This window comes from Hymenobacter sp. BT491 (genome assembly GCF_014349165.1).
In the GTDB taxonomy this organism is placed as follows: Bacteria; Bacteroidota; Bacteroidia; order Cytophagales; family Hymenobacteraceae; genus Hymenobacter; species Hymenobacter jejuensis.
The window spans coordinates 1,055,696-1,074,441 of record NZ_JACSJJ010000001.1 but is presented as its reverse complement, the minus strand read 5'-3'; the positions used below and the strand labels follow the sequence as shown (position 1 = coordinate 1,074,441).

Annotated in this window: 15 protein-coding genes; 11 read left to right on the top strand and 4 right to left on the bottom strand. The window is 60.5% G+C overall.

All coding sequences use genetic code 11. The features are described from left to right. Nucleotides 1-3 precede the first annotated feature (3 nt). Nucleotides 4-3,564: a phage tail tape measure protein gene (locus H9I52_RS04515; RefSeq protein WP_187452836.1), complete on the top strand. Its 3,561-nt coding sequence runs from the start codon at nt 4-6 to the stop codon at nt 3,562-3,564. Here the strand turns inward: H9I52_RS04515 and H9I52_RS04510 are convergent. After that, nucleotides 3,561-4,025 carry a hypothetical protein gene (locus H9I52_RS04510; protein WP_187452835.1) on the bottom strand — a complete coding sequence of 155 codons (465 nt, stop codon included), beginning with the start codon at nt 4,023-4,025 and terminating at the stop codon, nt 3,561-3,563. The genes H9I52_RS04515 and H9I52_RS04510 overlap by 4 nt on opposite strands. 119 nt (nt 4,026-4,144) lie before the next feature. Between H9I52_RS04510 and H9I52_RS04505 the strand changes: the two genes are divergently transcribed. Genes H9I52_RS04505 through H9I52_RS04490 form a run of 4 tightly spaced genes read left to right on the top strand, consistent with a single transcriptional unit; the run spans nt 4,145 to nt 13,693 of the window. After that, nucleotides 4,145-7,174, top strand: coding sequence for a hypothetical protein (locus tag H9I52_RS04505; RefSeq protein ID WP_187452834.1), 3,030 nt, complete (start codon nt 4,145-4,147; stop codon nt 7,172-7,174). Continuing rightward, nucleotides 7,164-8,621, top strand: a complete 1,458-nt coding sequence (locus H9I52_RS04500; RefSeq protein ID WP_187452833.1) for a hypothetical protein — start codon at nt 7,164-7,166, stop codon at nt 8,619-8,621. The genes H9I52_RS04505 and H9I52_RS04500 overlap by 11 nt, the downstream gene beginning before the upstream one ends. After that, the gene (locus H9I52_RS04495; protein ID WP_187452832.1) at nt 8,622-11,528 is read left to right on the top strand and encodes a hypothetical protein; all 2,907 of its coding nucleotides are present in this window, start codon (nt 8,622-8,624) and stop codon (nt 11,526-11,528) included. It abuts the gene before it with no gap. Beyond that, the gene (locus H9I52_RS04490; RefSeq protein ID WP_187452831.1) at nt 11,528-13,693 is read left to right on the top strand and encodes an SGNH/GDSL hydrolase family protein; all 2,166 of its coding nucleotides are present in this window, start codon (nt 11,528-11,530) and stop codon (nt 13,691-13,693) included. The genes H9I52_RS04495 and H9I52_RS04490 overlap by 1 nt, the downstream gene beginning before the upstream one ends. A 37-nt stretch (nt 13,694-13,730) precedes the next feature. Here H9I52_RS04490 and H9I52_RS04485 read toward each other — a convergent pair whose 3' ends face one another. The 3 genes from H9I52_RS04485 to H9I52_RS04475 form a co-directional block, all read right to left on the bottom strand. Beyond that, nucleotides 13,731-13,928: a hypothetical protein gene (locus H9I52_RS04485; protein ID WP_187452830.1), complete on the bottom strand. Its 198-nt coding sequence runs from the start codon at nt 13,926-13,928 to the stop codon at nt 13,731-13,733. Nucleotides 13,929-14,015: 87 nt separating this feature from the next. Further along, nucleotides 14,016-14,936 carry a GIY-YIG nuclease family protein gene (locus H9I52_RS04480; protein ID WP_187452829.1) on the bottom strand — a complete coding sequence of 307 codons (921 nt, stop codon included), beginning with the start codon at nt 14,934-14,936 and terminating at the stop codon, nt 14,016-14,018. Nucleotides 14,937-15,027: 91 nt separating this feature from the next. Beyond that, the gene (locus H9I52_RS04475; RefSeq protein ID WP_187452828.1) at nt 15,028-15,495 is read right to left on the bottom strand and encodes an acyltransferase family protein; all 468 of its coding nucleotides are present in this window, start codon (nt 15,493-15,495) and stop codon (nt 15,028-15,030) included. A 170-nt stretch (nt 15,496-15,665) separates the two neighbouring features. Between H9I52_RS04475 and H9I52_RS04470 the strand changes: the two genes are divergently transcribed. The 6 genes from H9I52_RS04470 to H9I52_RS04445 all read left to right on the top strand — a co-directional run bounded on the left by H9I52_RS04470 (nt 15,666) and on the right by H9I52_RS04445 (nt 18,744). Then, entirely contained in the window at nt 15,666-15,887 is a 222-nt protein-coding gene (locus tag H9I52_RS04470) for a hypothetical protein (protein ID WP_187452827.1), read from the top strand. 3 nt (nt 15,888-15,890) lie between these two features. Further along, the gene (locus H9I52_RS04465) at nt 15,891-16,379 is read left to right on the top strand and encodes a hypothetical protein (protein WP_187452826.1); all 489 of its coding nucleotides are present in this window, start codon (nt 15,891-15,893) and stop codon (nt 16,377-16,379) included. Beyond that, a complete protein-coding gene (locus H9I52_RS04460; protein ID WP_187452825.1) occupies nt 16,376-17,647 on the top strand; it encodes a hypothetical protein in 1,272 nt (423 codons plus the stop codon). Before H9I52_RS04465 ends, H9I52_RS04460 begins: the two co-directional genes overlap by 4 nt. Nucleotides 17,648-17,820: 173 nt before the next feature. Further along, a complete protein-coding gene (locus H9I52_RS04455) occupies nt 17,821-18,168 on the top strand; it encodes a hypothetical protein (protein ID WP_187452824.1) in 348 nt (115 codons plus the stop codon). Next, nucleotides 18,168-18,476 (top strand): hypothetical protein, encoded by a 309-nt coding sequence (locus tag H9I52_RS04450; protein WP_187452823.1) that lies wholly within the window; start codon nt 18,168-18,170, stop codon nt 18,474-18,476. Before H9I52_RS04455 ends, H9I52_RS04450 begins: the two co-directional genes overlap by 1 nt. Next, complete coding sequence (locus H9I52_RS04445) at nt 18,448-18,744, top strand: hypothetical protein (RefSeq protein WP_187452822.1); 297 nt, start codon at nt 18,448-18,450, stop codon at nt 18,742-18,744. Before H9I52_RS04450 ends, H9I52_RS04445 begins: the two co-directional genes overlap by 29 nt. Nucleotides 18,745-18,746 lie beyond the last annotated feature (2 nt).

The window sequence follows — 18,746 nt, the reverse complement described above, 5'->3', positions numbered from 1 at the left end:
CCTATGGCCTCGATTGATAGCTTGAACGTACAAATCGGCGCCCAACTTGACAACGCGGGCTTCGCCAAAGCGGAACAAGCCATCACGGGCATTGGGGTTACGTCCGAGCAAACGGCCCGGCAAGCCCAAGCGGCCTTTGCGGGTATTGGCGGGGCCGCGGCCACGGCCACGGGGCGCTACATCGACGCCAACGGGAAGATGCGGGACGCCAACGGCAAGTTCGTGTCTTCTGCCTTACAGGCCGCGGAAGCTGCCGCCAAGGCCGGGGGTGCCGCGGCTTCCGCGGCGAACGGGTTTGGTACGTTGGCCGGCAAAGCCGCCGGGGCAGGCACTGCGTTGGGCGGGTTTGCCGGAACGGTAAACAGTCAGCTAACCGCTTCGTTTGCCGCCGCCGATGCCAGCCGGGATTCTTTCGAGAAAGGATTCGGACGGCTAGGAGATACGCTCAAAGGCGTGGGGGAAGGCTTGACCAAGTACGTGTCGCTGCCCCTGGCCGCATTAGGGTATCTGGCTACGACCAGCGCCATTGAATTTGAATCGGCCTTTGCCGGGGTTAAGAAAACACTGGATACCAGTGGCTTATCCGCCGCGCAAACCCAGCAGGCCTACGCCGGGCTCTCGCAAGGCATCCGCGACTTAGCCAAGGAAATCCCCGCGACTACGACGGCCATCAGCGGCGTAGCGGAAGCGGCCGGGCAGTTAGGCATTAAGCGCGACAACGTCTTGGCCTTTACCAAGGTCATGATCGACTTGGGCAACTCGACCAACCTGAGTGCCGACCAGGCCGCCACGTCGTTGGCGCGGCTGGCCAACATCACCGGCCTGCCCCAAACGCAGTTCAGTAACCTGGGCTCGACCATCGTCGCACTGGGTAACAACTTTGCTACGACCGAAGCCGAAATCACCCAAATGGGCCTGCGCCTCGCGGGTGCGGGCAAGCAAATTGGCTTTACCGAAGCGCAGACCCTGGGGTTTGCCACGGCGCTTTCGTCGGTAGGCATTGAAGCCGAAGCCGGCGGCACGGCCTTTTCAACCGTCTTCAAGCGCATTCAGTTAGCGGTGGAGTCGGGCGGGAAAGACCTGACCAACTTTGCCAAAGTATCCGGCCAAACCAGCGAGTCCTTTAAAAAGAGCTTCCAAACCAACGCCGCGGGGGCGATTGTCTCCTTTGTGGAAGGGCTGGGCAAAATCAAAGAACAAGGGGGCTCCACCCTGCAAACGCTGGCCGGGCTGGACTTGGCCGACATCCGCGTATCCGATTCCCTGTTGCGCCTGTCGGGTGCGGGCGACTTGGCGCGGCGGTCAGTGGAACTCGGCACCAAGGCCTTTGCCGACAACACCGCGTTAGCCAAGGAAGCCGGGCAGCGCTACGAAACCACGGCGAGTCAGATCCAAGTGGCCAAGAACCGGCTCAACGATCTGGGCATCACCATTGGCAACGCAGTCTTGCCCGTTGTCAAAAGCGCCACCTCGTTTATTGGGAAGCTGGCCGACGGCTTTGCGGGCTTAGACCCTTCTACCCAGCGCCTTATCCTGGCTGTGGGGGGCGTAGCCGCGGCTATCGGGCCGCTGTTGGTGGTGGGCGGAAGCCTGATTGCCTTAATTCCCGCAGTTGCGGGCGGGCTCACCTTTTTGGGGGTGAGCGCCGGCGCCGTCTTGGGGCCTGTTGCCGCCATTGCCGCCGCCGGGTACTTGCTGATCTCGAACTGGGACGACATTGTCCAGTACTTTTCCGGCGGCGAAGGCAGCCGGGTGTTCTCTGAGTTAGCCAGTTCCGTCACGGATGCCGTCGGCACCATCGGCGGGGCCTTGTCGGATTTGGCTTCGCTGGGCGGGGGCAACTTCGGGAACCTGCTCAGTGCGGCCGGGTTGGTGCGGGCGGCCTTTGAAAGCATTTCCGTCGGCATTACGGCCGTCTCCGACGTGGTGTCGGGGGTCATCAAAACGATCACTTCCCTGTTTCAAGGCGAGTGGCAAGCCGCCTTTGACGGGGCCAAACAAGCCGTTGTGGGGTTGATTGCCCCGCTCACCAGCGTCCTGGGGCTCGACACGACCAACCTGCGGGAAATGGTCGGCTTGGTAAGCCGGCTGAACGGCGACAAGTTCACGGCCAAATCCTTCACGGCCCCGCTGTCAGGCCTCGACGGCTACATTCAGACGACCTACGACGCCATCAGCGGCACGAAGCAGTTTACCTCCTTGGTGGGGAATCAACTCACCCAAGCGCAGTTAGACGCGGAAGCCGCCGCCAAGAAACACGCTACCACCTTAGGCGAACTCAAGCAGCAACTCAAGGCCGCGCAGGATCTACTCGATACGCAGGTGGGGGGCACCAAGGAGTTTGCCGCCACCCAAGCGGAAATCAAGCGCCTGGACGACCTGATTAAAAAGCTCACGGGCACGGCCAAAGGCAGCGCAAGTGAAATTGCCAAGGCTTTCGCCTCCCTGCGCAAAGAACTCGCGGGCGTCGATGTGCAGGTCAAGTTGGGATTGGAAACCAACGGAGCACAGGCCAAGATCGACGTTCTGGAAAAGGGCTTAAAGAAGCTGACAGACTTGGGCGTTGGGTTTAGCAGCAAAAGCCTGCAAGGGCTGAACACCCAACTCTTGAAGCTGCAACAGTCGCTCGACGTGGGGTTTGTGCCCGTGGACGTTAACGTCATTCCACAGGTTAAAATCCCAACCACGCTCGGGGATAAGCTGGGCAAAGACGTGGCCGCCATCATCGGCCCCGCGCTGGCTAGCCAGCCGCTGACCTTGCCCATTACCATCCCGAACTTTGGGCCGACGTATGCCGAGCAGGGCAACATCATCTTGGATGCCAACTTGAGCGTGGCCGACTCCATGCGCAAGATCAACGACGTGGCCTTATCCGTGGGCAGTGGCTTTCAGTCCGGCTTTAACGTGGCCAGCGAGCAAGCCAACGTGCTGAAAGGCGCGATCCAAAGCCTGACCAGCCAAGGCATCAGCGTGTTGAGCCCGGCGGTGCAAGCGTTAAACCAGCAACTACAGGAAGCGTTGCAGGCGGCCCGCATCGAAGACTTTGTCAAGTCTTTGCAAAACGACATCATCCCCGCAATGGCCGGCGTCGCGGACGTGCTAGGCAGCAGCATCGGCGGCGCCCTCTTCCAAGGGGCCGACTTCCTGAAAACGGCCTTGGGCGGGATCATCAAGGTGCTGGCACAGTTCATGGCCGAATACGGCAAGAAGCTGTTGCTCATCGGCGCCGCCGATATTGCCATTGGCAACGTCGGCAAAGGGGCGTTGGAAATCGCCGCCGGGGGCGCGCTCATTATCGGGGCGGGCATTGCCAGCGCGGGTGGGTCAGCTTTGTCCAGCAGCGGCGGGAGCCGTTCCGGCGGAACCTCTGCCGGGGGTGGCGCCGTGGCCAGCGTGCCGCAACCGGGCGTGTATACCTCTTCTTACAAGCCCGAAGAACAAGCGGGGTCGTACAACAATACCACAACGATTGTGCTTACGCTAGACGGCAAAGTAGTAGCCGAAAACACGACCATGTACCAGGATCGGTACGGGCGCGTGACGGGCCGCAAGTACGGCAACTAGCGTTGGCTGTAGTGAAGCGCGCCCGCTGGGTAGAGCCTGGCAACCCGCTCCATTTCGCGGAAGGCTTTCTTGCGCGGGGCGTTTTCGGCCCCGTCAAAGGTGGCCTTCCCGCTCAAAGGCTTGCTGTCCATGAAACCATACGTTATCGGCCCGGTCAAGGTGAGCGTGGCAGGGTATGCTTCGCTTACAGCCCCGTTGATGGTTAAAGTTGTAGTGTTTACAGAATTGCCCACAGGCGTGGGGCGACTGGTAATAAAGCCCATGTTGCTCTGCGCGCTTTCGGGTAAGTTGCCCGATTGAATCAGGCACTGCGCGAACTTCTTCAAGGCTACGCGGGCGCTGTCCTGGGTTTGAATCACAATGGTGTTGGCCCCTTTAAAGGGCTGCGTCGCTGGAACGGACTGCGCCCGAACACCCAAAGAACAAAGAAGGATAGCAAGCAGAGCGAGTAGGTTTTTCATAGGATAAGAAAGTCAGGCTGTCAAGGTAGCAAATCTAAGGCCATACCCGGCGCTTCTCGTAAACACGTTTCCCCGCTCCCACCCCCTGCCCGCCCCGGCCCGGCCCTAGCTTTGGCCTTATGCCGCGTCAGGAACTCTTCACCCTCCGCTACTCTGCCCAGAACCGGGCCGTGCTGGTCTATTACGACCCGGATGCGCGCACGGTGGGCAACGAAGAGTACCCGCTCGACACCGACGCCGTCGTGCGGCACGGCGCAGCGACTCCCGACGGGGGCTGGACCTACCAAGACGGCGCCCTGGCTCCCCTGTTTTGCGAGGGCACCGACGGCATTCAACTCGCCTACATCCGCACGGCCCCGTTTGCGACCGTGACGGTGGTTCCCAACGCTTCGGCCTGTGCCCTGCCTACGTCGGTCAACGACCTGACCTACCACAACCTCGTTATCTCGGGGCTGACGGTTTCCTTTGACCTCACCGGCTCCCACCCGCCCTTTGAAACCCGCGTGGGCGAAGGCGGCGCGTGGACGGTCGGCAAGCTCTCGTACACGCTGCCCACGGCCGGGGTGTACTTGTTCCAAGCCCGGGACGCGGACGGCTGGGTGGCGGGCCTGACAACCCCCGTAGGCGATACCCTGCCCCCGCCCGAACCGCATTTGGTGCTGCTCAAGCGGCGCAACAAACAACTCCCCTCCCCCGACGGCTCGGAACCCGGCATTTCCTTTGAGTGGTACTACGACCCCGAAACCCGCACGGCCTTCATGCAAACCGTGTTTGAAGAGTCGTTCTTTCCCTACGTGATGTCGTTGCCGACGACGACCGTGGTCAGTAGTTGGTGTCTGGAAACCGGGGCGGCGCCTTTTACCCAACGGCAAGTTTACCACGACGGCAACGGGGGCATTACGTTCGTGGACGAAGACGGCGTACTGGCCTGCCAGATCGTGTGCACGATCGGCCTTAGCCTGAACGTCACCCCAGCGGGACTCAACGGCACCGGCAGCATTACCGCCACCGTCTCGGGCGCTCAAGGCTCCTTTTTGCTCTATTTAAACGACAGTGCGACGGGCCAAAGTGACTTAACTTTTGTCGATGTCCCACCGGGGGCGGGCAAGGTCACGGTCCGGGAAACCCGCGCCAACGGCTGTTCCGCCTCCCAATCCTTTCTGATTTCCACGGCCTACGGGGTGCGCTACCGGCATACCGCGGACGACACGCTGGGCAGAAGATATGATGTCCTGTTCAAAGAACGGGGCTACACCGGGCCCGAAGAAGCAGTCTGCGGGGTGGGTAGCCCGCCCGTGACGCTGGATTGGGCCGGCAAAGGCAGTGAACACGTCATGGACGGCCTCTTGCGGGGTAGTGAGTGCGATTTGCAACTCCTGCTGGAGCGCGAAGACCAGATGCTCGACACCTTCTCGGGGGACGAACGGCTCTACCAGGTCGAAGTCCGCAGAGAAGACATTGGCTTGCTGTGGCGAGGATACCTACTCCCCGAACAGTGGGAACTCCCGATGGTGGGCGTCAACCGACAGTTCCAACTCCACGCCACCGACGGGCTGGGCTCCCTGCAAGATATGCCGTTTACCTCGCCTACCGGAACGCTCTACGCGGGCGAGTGGACGGTGCTAAAGGTTATTCAAACCTGCCTGCAACAGCTCGATTTAGACCTGCCCCTGCACGTATTGTGCAACGTCTACCCGGAAGGGGCTACCGCCGCCGCGTGCGCGCTCGCGCAAGTCTTGGTCGATGTCACCCAGTACCGGGACGACAAAGGAAAACCGTTCTCCTGCGGCAAGATCCTGACCTTTCATTTAGAAACCCTGCAAGCGCGGTTGTACCAATGGGGCGGGGCCTTCTGGCTCGACCGGATTGCCGACCTGTCGCTAACCAGTCAACCCTACTGGGCGTTCGCGCCGGACGGCACGGCTTTAGGAACCGTCAACGGGCCTTCCCTCTACACGGTGGGACTGCCCCAGGACCGCAACCTGTTCTGGCTTACCGCCGCCCAACGGATGCGCCTCTTGGGCGCCGTGCAAAACGTCACGGCCACGGTTGATCCGGGTTCCTTGGCCAACCTCTTGACCAACGCCTTGCCGGCCACGGGGGCGACTACGTTGCCTTCGGGCTGGAGTGGGACGACTACGGCCGACATCGTCTACCAGGGCCCCACGAAAACGCCACCGATTTTGCTTCCCGGCGCGGCCGTGGGGGCTTCCATTCAAGCCCTGGGCTACGTGCAACTGCCACCCTCCCAGCCGGTGCCGCTGGTCTCGTCGGTTCCGGGTCAAGTGGGCAGTGTGACGCTCCGGTTTACCGTGACGCCCCGCACGAACGCGATCAGCCAAGACCCGGCCTTAGTCCCCGAACTCTACGTGGCCGTTCGCTACGCCGGCAAGTGGCTGTCTCCGTTTGGGTTTCCCACCACGGACGACCCCTTGGTTACCCATTGGCTCGTTTCCCTGCCCAAACCCGACAGTGCCATTGACGTGGAACTGCGCGGCTACCGGGCCGATGACAAGCCCGGCCTGCACCCCGTGGAGATTCGGTTCTACCAACCGTTGACGCCCCAAGGGGCGCCCGGCCAGCCCTGCGACGTGGAGATCACGAATCTGGTGGCCAGTTGGGACGACAACAGCTCCACCTACGTGGAAAGCGACTACACCCGCGAAGTCACGGAGGACAATCCGGGTGTTCGAGTCTCCCGCACGGACGACCGATTGGACCTCTTTCACGCCGACACGCCCCACGCCCGCAACCAAGGCACGTTGCTCCGGCCCGACGGCTTTCCCACCACGCGCTGGAAAACACTCAGCAACCCGGCCACGCTACTCGAACTCAGCAACTACGCCGTGCTCAACCGCCTGCAATGGCAGGCGGCCCCGATTCAAACCTATACGGGCGTGCTGCAAGGGGATGTCTCCCCCGGCGGCCTGCTGACGGCGCCGTACGAACTCATGCCGGGCGTGTTCCTGCTCACTTCGGCTTCGCTGGACGTGAAGGCCACCCGCTGGACGATCACGGCGGCGCAACTACGCACGCTGAAAGCCCCCAACCAACCCGACGTGCTCCCGCAAGGAGTACTCTACACCGAAGACGACCGGGCTCTGCTGACGGAAGCCGGACACTACATGATTGTCGAAGATGCCCGCTAGTTCGCTCGATACCGAAAAGCTCTCCCGCTTGCCCGTCAAGGGCACCGTAGACCCCGGCGACAAGGTAACGGGCCTCAACAGCCTGGCCACCGACCCGGCCTTACGGAACGTCGATTGGACGGCCGACACCTTTAAAAAGTACTTCTCCCAGGCTACGCTTCCCTATGCGTCGGCGTTGGCAGCCAGTCAGCAAACGGCGCTGGCCGGGGTAATCCCCGCGTTTTATCCGGGGGTTCTGCACCGCATTACCCGGACCGCGGGCAAACGGGACGTGCTGGTGTTGGCCTTGGATGCCTCCCATTTAGCCGTCGATACCGCGTGGGAAGTGCAGGCCGACGGGTCTTTGTCGCCCGTGGCCTACGACCTGCTCAACGATCTAACGAGCGCGCGCAGCGGCGGGGGCGGGCCTTCGGGGCCGGTGCCCATGCCGCATTACGTGCAGGACGTGCTGCTAGGCAGCAACCGCACGTTTCCCCTAACCGCCTACACGCGGGAGGTGATTGGGGTGGGCGCCGACAAGAACGCGGCCCTCAAACGGGGCACCGATTACACCGTATCCGGTCTGGGCACCGCTACGCCCGCCATCACCTTTGTAAACCCGGCCTTTGCCGCCGGGGATGCCTTTTGGCTGTGGGAGGTGTTTGGCTTGGCCGACAGCGCAGGAGCCGGGGGCGGGGTCTTCGCGCAGGACATTCCGGTTAGCCTAGCCAACGGCCGCACCTTCGGGCGGTTTGTCAACGGGGACACCATTCCGGCGACGGGCAAGACCGCCAACGAGGTCATTCTCTTGGCCGCGGTCGAATACTTAGCGCCGGGTTTTACCACGTTTGCCATCCAAGGCACGGGCAACCAGGACGTAGAAGTCGGCACCCCGTTCGCGGCCGGCTTCAAGTCCTTTACGTGGGCTACTTCGCAGGCCGGCAACGTCGCGGCGAATAGCATCAGTGTGACGGATGTTACCAGCGGCGCCGTGCTGGCCACGGGCGAAGCCAACGACGGCACCCTGTCGGCATCCACCCAAGCCTTTACGGCCGTCAAAGGGGAAAGCCGCCGCTACCGGATTGCGGCCCAAAGCACCCAAGGAACTGGCTTTAGTGCCGATCTCGTCTACACGGGCTACTACAAGTCCTACTTCGGGTATTCCACCAGTCCGAGCCTGAGTGCGACCCAACTCGTGGCCTTAGGCAACGGCCAGCTGCAAAGCGGCCGGGCCCGCACCGTGTCCGGGGTTACGGCCGCCGGGGGCGCCTACACCTACTACGCCTACGAGGCCAGCAGCGGCGATCTATCCAGTATCATCCTGGACGGGGCCGCCCCGGTGCTGGGGGCCTTTACCCGCTTGCCCGACGCGACGGGCACGAACGCCCTGGGCGCTCCTGTCACCCTGCGCGTGTACCGCTCCAACGCGGTGAACGCCTTTACCAACAACTCTTTAGCCTTCTCTTAGATGATCCTACGGCCGGACGAATACGGACACAACAACCCCTTGCTTTCCTTTACGGACGGCAACCGGGTCCGGGGCGGCCGGCGCGCCGTAGCCAGCCGAACGGACTTGTACGCCCTGACGGCCAACGCCGACCAGCTCAAGCAGGACGTGACCGTGGTGCGGGTTTTGTCCGACAGCGAGAACAACGGCAACCCCTCGGAACTCCTGCTTGTCAACGCCGCTCAAATCGGGTCGGCGGCGGGCTGGGCTCCCTACGCGGCCGGGGCCGGCAACGGGGCAACGGGCGACACCATTACGGGCGTCACCCTGTCGGGTGCCTCCGTGCTGACCATTGCCACCGACCGGGGCAACAAGACCGTGGATTTGACTGCCTTAGCAGCCAAGGGCGACACCATTGCCTCCTTGTCCTTGTCGGGCACCACCCTGACGCTGGTCACCGACACGGGAAGCTACGCCGTCAACCTGGCTTCCCTGCAATCCAGTACGGGCGAGCCCACCGTGGCCGGGGATACGATCACCAGCTTAGCGTTTACCACTGCCACCAACCTGCGCCTGACCACCGACCAGGGGGTGTTCAACGTGGACTTGGCCGCGTTTGCGGGCAAGGGCGACACGATCAGCGCCTTTTCCCTGGCCGGCAATACGCTGACGCTCACCACCGACTTGGGAGCCCGCGCCGTCGATCTAAGCACCTACCGCGACCGCAGCCAGCACACGGGTACGCAAGCCATCGACACCATTACGGGCTTACTGGCCGCCTTGGAAGGCAAAGCGGAAGCCCAACACACCCACCCGCTGGGCACTACGACCGTACCGGGGTTTTCCACCAACGACTACAACGCATTAACCAATAAGCCCGCCGTTACGATTCCCTATTGGGCGGCGTTGGCGCGCACGAGTACCGACAACCAAACCGTCCAGCAAGCCATCGACGCGGCGGTTACTACCCAAAAGAACCGGATTGACGCTATCTTGGGCGGGGCGGATTCGTCCTTGGACACGTTCATTGAAGCCCTCAACCGCTTCGCGTCGGATGAACTCGCCGTCGTCAACCTGACCAATACCGTTGGGCAGCACACCACCCGGCTCAACGGCCTGGCCACGGTGGCGACTACAGGTTCTTACAACGACCTGCTGGACAAACCCACGTTCAGCGCCGATACCGTTCCTCTCTGGCAAGCGGGCGCGCAAAAAGCCGGCGTGCCCCGCTACGACCCGGCCCCGCAGGACACGACCAAAGCCGGGTTCTACGCGGCCAAGACCGACCTGGCCAACTCGCAAAGCCGCCCTTCCGCCAACGCGGCCAACTACGACCTGCTGGGCTACTTGGTCACGGATGCGCTGCGCACGCAGATCAACCAAAGCACGGCCTTTACCGCCAACGTGCGCGTCACGCGGGGCAGCGTCTCGGTGGGCTACCCGTCGTGGCAGGCCATGCTCGACGCCGGCCGGCTGGCCATCTCCGATTCGGTCTTTCACCTCAACATCACCGGCGACACGCACGCGGGCAGCTACCAGCTGGCCGGGGAAAACACCATCGACGGCCACTACGGCAGCCTGCAATTCAACGGCCGCCTCCTCCTGGGCGGCTACACTAGGCAGGTGATCCGCAACCTCAAGCTGGTGACCCTGGGCAACGACCCGGCGCTGGGCGTCGTGGAAATGCTGTCCACCGTCCCGGCCAGGGTGCTGCTGGAAAAGGTCTCGCTCGACTATTCGGCGCAGCTCAAGTTTACCGGGCCCGAGCAAAGCGTCACCATCGGGGAGTACCTCGATTTGTCGGCCTCGGACAGCACCTACCGCCCGTGGGCCGTGGGCACCGGCGAAGTGCTCGTGCCCTACGGCTGCGAGATCCGCAACCCCGGCGCCCGCCCCAAGGACGACACGGTGCAGGTGTGGTACTTAGACCAGGCCGGCAACCGCTTTGCGACCCCCTGGGACCGCAACGCCTCCACCGGGGGCAGCGGGTACACCGACGCGCAAGCCCGCGCCGCCAACGCCGCCCGCTTCCTGCTCGTGGAAGGCGACGTGACCCAGGCCGAGAACGACATCAACGCGCTGGAAAACGAAGTCGGCGGGCACGAAGACCGGCTCGATGCGGCTGAAATAGAACTCACCTACAAGCTCGACACGCGCCGCATGGCGTACCGCCGCACCGGCAACCAGTTCACCTACTTCGACACGGTACACGAAGCCTTAGCAGGGATAGGTAGTGCCGTGGTGCAGCACGTTCAGGCCACGCTCACCCAGAGCGCGACCGTGACCACGGGCAGCCTGACCGCGGGCGAACTGACCCTGCCTTCGGGCGTGGTGCTCACCCTCGACCGCAGCGCCGCTGGGGCCTCCTTCGTTGGGTCAGGTTCTATCAAAGCCCTCAACGGAGCCAACGGCAACAGCACCCTGTCGGGTATTGTGCGGGTTCCCTTGGTGCTGGAAGACGGCTTTTTGATCCTGCGCGGCTTCTCCGAGCAGTACGACAAAGGCCTGCCGTGGGTCACGGGTACGGGTCACTTGGTTATCTACGACGACTGCGACTCAGGCTTCAACACGGACCGCACCCTGCGGCCGGTGGACATCTCCCGTATTGGGGCCGGTATTACGTGGGAGTTTCACCACGCGGACGGTGGCAACGGGGGAGGCACAAACAACGGAAATGGAAATACCCCTGCGCGGCAGATCGTGCTACAGTTTCCCCTTGGCTCTACCAACGAAACTGTGGGCATGATTCTCTCCTCTGACGCTGGCAGCTATGGCACCCAAAGCCTACATAATGTAGGATCTGTTTCCTACTTCATCAACAACGTTCCTGCTGCGCTGCCTTTGGGATTGGTCGATGGAGACACGCTGCGATGCGTGGTGACGTGTTCAGATGCTTCCAAAGGCGCTTACCTTATTCTGTCTAACTAATGGCCACTTTCAGCGCTCCCCTTAACGATTACACCCCCATTCTGGCCGGCTCGGCAGCAGAGGGTATTCCTGCTGTGGACCTGCTTACCAAGGATGCTTACCGGCGCTACTTGCTCGCTAATGGGGGTGCAGGAAGTACGGGTGGAACGGGAGGCAGCGCCGCCACGACCCTCCCCCTGGCCTCCGCCAACTTCAGCCAGAACGCCTACGACCTGGACATGGGCACGTACCGCAAGCGCTCCGCCTTTGCTGTGCTAAAGCTACAAAGCTCAGCGACCAGCTTGGCGTTGCAGATGGTTTCGGACTACGCAGCGCAAGGGCCGGATACCGCCGAGGTCATGCTAAACGTCTACGTAAACGGAATTTGGAATCAGGCAGTCGTTCCGGATGCAGTAAGCGGGGTACAAACCAAGACCATTACGCTACCGGCCGGAGACAAAGAGGTAGCCATTGTTGAAGGCGGCGCGGGTGGCAATACCGCTTCTACCTTCTTTGCTACCAGCTTGACACAGGTAGTAGTACCCGCAGGCAGCACGGGTTACATTGTTGCGCCGACAAAGAAAACCAATGGCGTGTTCCTTGTGCATGACAGCATCGGCGTAGGAGATGGCAGCACCAACGACGGCAAGAACGGCCTGATCGGGCAATTGCGCAGCCAGCTATCGGGCTGGGACGTTATTTCAGACGGCTGGAACGCCCGCTACAACACCGGCTCGTATGCCACTGCCGCGCTACAGGAAGCACAAGCGCAGCGGATTGTAAATGCCCTGACTGGATACAGCGGCCGTAAGGTGCTGTACTGGCAGGTGTTGACGAACGACTTTGGCTACGTGCCTGGGCAGCCTTCCGGCGTAAGCAGTATTTTGACCACCGTGATCGAGCGCGTGCATGCCCTGGACGCCAGCATTGAAATCAAACTGCAAACGCCGATTTGGCGGGGCAATAAAGACGTGCCTAACAGTCTGGGTTTGGTGCTGAGTGATTACGCCGCTGTCATGACCAACGTCGCCGCGGCCCACAGCAGCTACACTGTCCGGGTGGACGCGCTGCCTTGGCTGACCGCTGCCGACCTCACGAGCGATCAGTTGCACCCCACGGATGCGGGCTATGAGAAGCTGGCTGGCAAGGTGGCGGAGGAGCTGACCGTCAGCACACCCGTCATCTCTGCCACCCGCATCAACCAGGGAGAAACGGTGCAGGAGACGGACAGCCGCATTCGCTACGCCGGCCCGGGCTGGACCCAGCTCCCCGGCCACGCCAGCGCGTTTGGCAACGGCATCAAATACACGCAGACCATCAGCGGCACCAGCTTTGCCTTTGACATTGTGGGCTACCAATTTGCACTCGGCTACCACTTGGATGCCGGAGGTGGGCCTATGGAAGTACTGGTAAACGGGGCCGTCGTCGGTACCTACTCTGCCAAAGCCCCGACAGACACGCCCGTTCCCGGGCAAGTCTACACCAGCCCGGTTCTGACTACGCTCTACAATACGGTCACGGTGCGGGCGCAGGCCGGCAGCACTGCCGGGTACATTTGGTGTGATCAGGTCGCGGTTCTGACCACGGCAGCACCGCAACAGGGCGGGATGGTGTTGCGCTTGTCTGACAACTTCGCCCGGGCCAATGGCGACTTTGGGCCCTCTTATTTCTACATTACCAACGTTGGCAATGCCGTGCCGGCGGTTGGCAGCGCGGGCTATCCGCAAATCGTGTCGGGTCGTTTGCGGCTGGGAGTGGGCAACAACCTGCTGGGGGTCAGCAACATCGCGTCCACGGATTTTGACGTAGCGGTGGATATTGCGTTAGGCAATGGCGACGCCTTGAGTATCAACTACCAGACCCTGCCCGATGCCGTGAACTACTATGGCATTATTGTCAATCAGAGCGGGGCTTCGCAGGTTACTCTGGATTTGTACCGCAAGCTCAATAATGTACCCGTTAAGATCGGTACAGCAGTACGGCAAGGCATGAATGCCGACGTGGCTTTTCGGCTACGCGTGCTTAAGCAAGGCGGACAACACTCAATCTCCATCAACGGCGAGGGAGCGATTTCCGTGGTAGACACCAGTATTCAGGGTGACGGCACTATCTCTTTTGAGAGCCAAGGCACAGAAGGCACCAACCTGAACCGCTTTCTTGACAACCTAAGTATTTCCACGAATTAGCCACCAGCAAAAGCCCCAACCGCAAGGCTGGGGCTTTTTATTTACGAGGTTTCCTTAATAGGTCTTTGGCTTCTTTGGCAAGTGCTTCGCTCTTGCGCTCGTCTTGGCGCCCTTCATAGGCTGCTCGCCACATCTGTTCACCTTCCTCATCATCAAATGGGAAATAGGGCTCTATGTAGCGATCCGGGTCGCCTATAAAGGTGTTATAGAGCCAGCTCTTTACTTTTCGCCACATACGCTACGCTTGTTGAGTAATTATCAAAGGTAAGCAGTAGGCTTGTAGCTGGCATCATAACGCCTTGTTGGAAGGAGGGGATTTGTGCTACAGTGGGAAGTGCTCTAGTATCTCTTCGCACGAGGAAAAACATTCCATTTGGCCGTTGAAAGTCTTTTTGGGTCGATACGCCAAGTGGGTGAACGACGCAAGGATGCTTTGCTCCCATTCGTAAATGCGTTCTGCGTCCATAGAGGTGCAGCTTGCCAATACTTCGTACTGATAAGGCATGTGCTTTCGGGCGTGAAAGCGGCGCTCGATAGTGCTTGTTGTTATCCCTATTTTATAGAACGACTCTCGGGCGTCATACACTCTTAAAAAGTAAAGTATGCACGGCTTGCCGGTCGCCTGTTCTATCCAACTGGTTAGCCGGGCGCATTTAAGGCAGCCGTGTCCGCGCAAATGATTGGTTCGCCTTTGGCTAAACACGCCATGTGTCGGGCATATAATATCCACATGATAGGTGTCATAACCAAGGATATTTACTAACGAGTAATCGTATTTGTAATTATACAGTCGCTGGGCCTTGGCAATAAACTGCTCCTTTGTTGTGAGTGGCTTTCTCCCTTTTAGCTGACCGCAAGCTGGGCACCCCGCCCCGTGCAGGTGGTTGTCCGGCGTCTGTCTGAATTCGCCGTGTACAGGACACAGTATAGCCATCTTCTTTAGGGTGTTCTTGTAGGCATCCTGCGGATACTCATACAAGGCCCCGTGTATTTTACGGGCTTGCGCCACAAAGGCTGTGTGCGACTTTGTCTTTTTCTTTATCCGTGCAAGGGTGGCGCATGCAGCGCATCCACTTCCGTTTAGGTGTCCATTGGGGGTCTGCTCGAATCCACCGTGCAGGGGACAGACGATGTGCACCTTGCGAACCGCTTTTTGGTATTCTACCTGTGAGTAGTCATATCGCACGCCGTGAACGGCCACTGCTTTTTCGATAAAAACGTCTGTTGGGGACTTCTTACACATATATCTTCGGGCAGTATAATTCTCTTTATAATATAAGCATTTTAAGGTGATAATCCTATAAAAAGGCTGTATTAGTGAGGTATTTTGCGCGCTAGCTGACCGTATATAACGCGCCGTTCAAAAACTGATGGGGCTGGCCGGGGAAGACGCCCAACACTTCGGGCGGGCGCAATTGCAACGCCGTAGTAAGCAGCGCCCGGTAGGATAGGTGCGCGAAGTACGCGCCTACGGGTTCGGCTACGGCAAACGGCCCGACCAGCACCACGGAGAGCCCAAACGCCACCAGAAAGCCGGGCACGATGCGCCGGATGCGCTTTTCAAAGTAGTCCCGCAGGTCGGGTTTGCGTTCCCAGCTTTGGGTAATCAGGTACCCACTGAGCAGAAAAAAGCCGCTTACGGCTACCTCCCCAAAGCTGAGCTGACCAAACAGCCGGGTCAGCAGCTCGTGGCTACGGTTGCCGTCGCGCAGTTCGGGGGCGTGCGACACCAGCACCAGCGAGGCAAACAGCAGGCGCAGGAAATTGAAGTTGTTGGCGTGAACCGGGCGGATAGCAGACATGCGAGAACGATAACGGGAGGCAAAGGTAAGCAGGGATTTTGGGCCTGCCCGGTGCGCGCCTTGCTTTGCCACCAGACCGGCCGGGCGCTTCTTGTAAACACGAACCCCTCGGCCCTCCCTGCTTCCGGCCCCGGCGGGAACTAGCTTTACTCGTCTGATAGCCAAGCCTTATGCCCCTGAACGTCGTCACCCAAGCCCAGGTCACCCAAGCCGTGCAAGCCTACTTTGACAACGGCGGCACCGGGGGAGGCGGTACGGGGGGAGTCGATGCCCAGACGGTCGCCAACCTGATTCAAGCGGCCGTCGATGGCAACACGGTTCAGTTCAACGACCAGCACTTTCAAAACGACGGCACGACATCCGCGCCCGTGATCTCCCTGAAAAACCCCTAACCGATGGCCCTTGCAAAACCCGGCACCCCGGCCAAACCCACCGTCCTGTTCAACGGCGGCGGCGTGATTACCATTGCCCTGCTCAAAGCCAAGGATACGGACGCAGTGGAGTTTTTCGACGTGCTCTGGAACGGCAAGACGTTCACGGTAGCGGGCACGGAAAAGACCTTCACCCAGCGTTGGCTCACCGTGGGCAACTACTACGACTTTGCCGTGATCGCCCGCAACAGCGCCGGCCCGAGCGCCTCCTCTGCCGTGCTCAACGTGCGGGCCGAACTCACCGACGCGGGCACCCCCATCGTGGCCGACAAGCCCGTGGTCGTCACCCCCACGGCCCCGATTGTGCCCACCCCGACCACCACCCCGGCCCCGGCCACGCGGTCGGTTGTCCTGACGACGGCCGACGGCAAGACCACTTCGGTGAACGGGGTAACCAAGATCAGCATTCCCTTGCCTTCGGGCGATACGTTCACCTACGAGGTAGGGGTATGAACATCACTGCTAAACTGCATAAGGCTGAGCTAAAACCGCCCGTGGTGGTGGTTAGCCCCAACACCTACCAAGCCGGGGGCAAGCACGTTGGCGGCAAGTATATGCCGCCCAACCCCAACCAGATTGATTGGGTCACAACCGGGGGACTGGTGGTGGACAACACCAGCACCGGCGATTACCTGATCCAAGGCCAGAACCTGCAATTCTTCGGAGATACGGGCACGTTGGACCGCATGATCAACTTCGCGGCCTCCAACAACCGCCTCTTGTTTATTGACGGCTGCAACCTGCGGGCCAAAGACCACATTGTCTACGGTTCCCAAGGCGCGGCGCGTATTCGCTTCCGCAACACCAACATCTTCCGCCTGCCCACGGCTGTCACGGACGAAGCCAACATGCGCGTCTGCGACAAGGACGGGCTCACGTGGGCCTCGTTTGAGAACTGCTACCTCGAAGGCGGCGGCGGGTTTCGGGTCGGGGGGGTGGCGAATGGCTACTACCGGTGCACTGCCAACCGGGCCGTCAGCCTCGACGGGCGCCGCACCAACGCGACCAAAAAGCCGGTGCAGCTGCAACTCTTCCAAGTCGCCGGGGGCTCGAACCTGGACATGCTCTCGGAGTGGAACGACTCCTACAACCATCCCGACAACAGCCGGGTGGAAGACAACCAGAACTTCTACCACGGCACGTATGCTTCGGGCCTCGTGCGGTTTAACCGGGTGGACGGGGCGTACATGAACCCCAGGGCCCTCTACGATCTGAACGGCGACGGCTACGCCGGGGGCGGGCTCATCAACGAAGGCAGCGACAACCTACGCATCGAAGACAACTTCGTGGTGCGCTGCTCCAACTACGGGGTCGCCATTGCCGGCGGTACCAATTCCGCCCTACGGCGCAACCGCGTGGTCAATGGCATTCATTATAGAGAAGGGGTCAACCAGGGCAAGATCATCATCGACGTGGGCAAAGCCCTGTATTCCCTAGGGGGGTCGGGTAATGTGGTGCAGGACAACAAGCTGGCCTCCATGTACTTCCCGCCCGCCAACAAAACCAAGCCCGAAGCCCAGTGGGCCTACCAGCAGCGCAACGACTGGGACGTAGACCAAACCAAGAACACGGCCACGGGCAACACCTTCTTAAGCGCTCCCAATACCTACTCTACCAGCAACGGCGGCTACTTCATTACCAAAGCCGACGAAGACGCCTGCCTGGACGCGTGGGAAGCCTTACGGGCCTCCAACAACGTCCTGGTAGGGCCTAAAGCCTGACCTGCTACGCCTATCCCTATTGCTACTTCTTCATCACGCCCTTTTCGCTGATGCCGACCACAACCGCCGTCCTCTACCGCTTTCATCCCCCTGAAATGCCGCCGTTGTGGGAGCTGGTGCGTGCGGGATTGCCTTATCTACCCTTTTCTGTCTTAGCCCCTATCCTCGCTGTGTTGCCTCTCTACTCTACGTCCGTGTTGCTGTTGGATACGGCCCCGGCCATTCCCAACGTCTTCGTCGGCGGTGTAGTCACGGTTTCCATTGGAGTGGTGGGGTGGCTCCTGAACCGGGCTATCGGCAATTCCGACGCCAACGTGCGCGAACTCAAAGAAGTGGTCACGGCCCTTACGAAGCTAGTAGGAGAGATCGGCACCCAGCAACAGGCTTCCCAGCAATTGACCAAGTACATGGAAAAGCGCATCGAAACCTTGGAGATCAAGAAGGAAACGCTGGAAAAGGCCTTTACCGAGATGGACAAGATCATCGACCGGGAAATCATTCACCGCAAGCCTAACTCCTAATGAAGCTACGAGACCTGCCCAAACTGGAGCCTTTCTTCTACGCGCCCCTCGCCTTCATTGCCTTGGTTGTATTGGCTTTTCTGGTCGCTACCTGTTGGCGCACGGACGACGATACGGGCGTCCAGATGAGCCGCAAAGAAGCCAAAGCCAGCCGCAAGACTTACGAGCGATTGGAGAAGGAAAAGGAAGCCCATAAAGCCGATGCTGCCACTCATTATAACCAGACCCGTGAAACGACTCCTACTCCTGTTACTGCTGCTACTGTGTCGTGGGCCGATAGTGTCTTACGCGCAAACGCCGGCCGCTAAGCCGCTGCCGACCCTGTGCTTGACGGGCGCCCAACGGGTGGCCCTGGCCGATTCGCTGCGCAAGATTCCCCACCTACGGGAAGCCTACAAAAGCCAATTACTCGCCACCCAAACTGCCGACGCCCAACTAGTCGAACGGGATCGGCAATACCAATCCCAAGCCGTGAGCTTACAGGAAGCCTCCAGTAAAGCCAACAAGCGGGGCATTCTCAACTTCCTGTTGACCGCAGCTCTCGGGGTACTCCTTTATATAAGCATTACGCACTGATC

Coding starts and splice junctions, on each gene's coding strand:
- H9I52_RS04515 (WP_187452836.1), top strand. CDS start 4: ATGGCCTCGATTGATAGCTTGAACGTACAAATCGGCGCCCAACTTGAC.
- H9I52_RS04510 (WP_187452835.1), bottom strand. CDS start 4,025: ATGAAAAACCTACTCGCTCTGCTTGCTATCCTTCTTTGTTCTTTGGGT.
- H9I52_RS04505 (WP_187452834.1), top strand. CDS start 4,145: ATGCCGCGTCAGGAACTCTTCACCCTCCGCTACTCTGCCCAGAACCGG.
- H9I52_RS04500 (WP_187452833.1), top strand. CDS start 7,164: ATGCCCGCTAGTTCGCTCGATACCGAAAAGCTCTCCCGCTTGCCCGTC.
- H9I52_RS04495 (WP_187452832.1), top strand. CDS start 8,622: ATGATCCTACGGCCGGACGAATACGGACACAACAACCCCTTGCTTTCC.
- H9I52_RS04490 (WP_187452831.1), top strand. CDS start 11,528: ATGGCCACTTTCAGCGCTCCCCTTAACGATTACACCCCCATTCTGGCC.
- H9I52_RS04485 (WP_187452830.1), bottom strand. CDS start 13,928: ATGTGGCGAAAAGTAAAGAGCTGGCTCTATAACACCTTTATAGGCGAC.
- H9I52_RS04480 (WP_187452829.1), bottom strand. CDS start 14,936: ATGTGTAAGAAGTCCCCAACAGACGTTTTTATCGAAAAAGCAGTGGCC.
- H9I52_RS04475 (WP_187452828.1), bottom strand. CDS start 15,495: ATGTCTGCTATCCGCCCGGTTCACGCCAACAACTTCAATTTCCTGCGC.
- H9I52_RS04470 (WP_187452827.1), top strand. CDS start 15,666: ATGCCCCTGAACGTCGTCACCCAAGCCCAGGTCACCCAAGCCGTGCAA.
- H9I52_RS04465 (WP_187452826.1), top strand. CDS start 15,891: ATGGCCCTTGCAAAACCCGGCACCCCGGCCAAACCCACCGTCCTGTTC.
- H9I52_RS04460 (WP_187452825.1), top strand. CDS start 16,376: ATGAACATCACTGCTAAACTGCATAAGGCTGAGCTAAAACCGCCCGTG.
- H9I52_RS04450 (WP_187452823.1), top strand. CDS start 18,168: ATGAAGCTACGAGACCTGCCCAAACTGGAGCCTTTCTTCTACGCGCCC.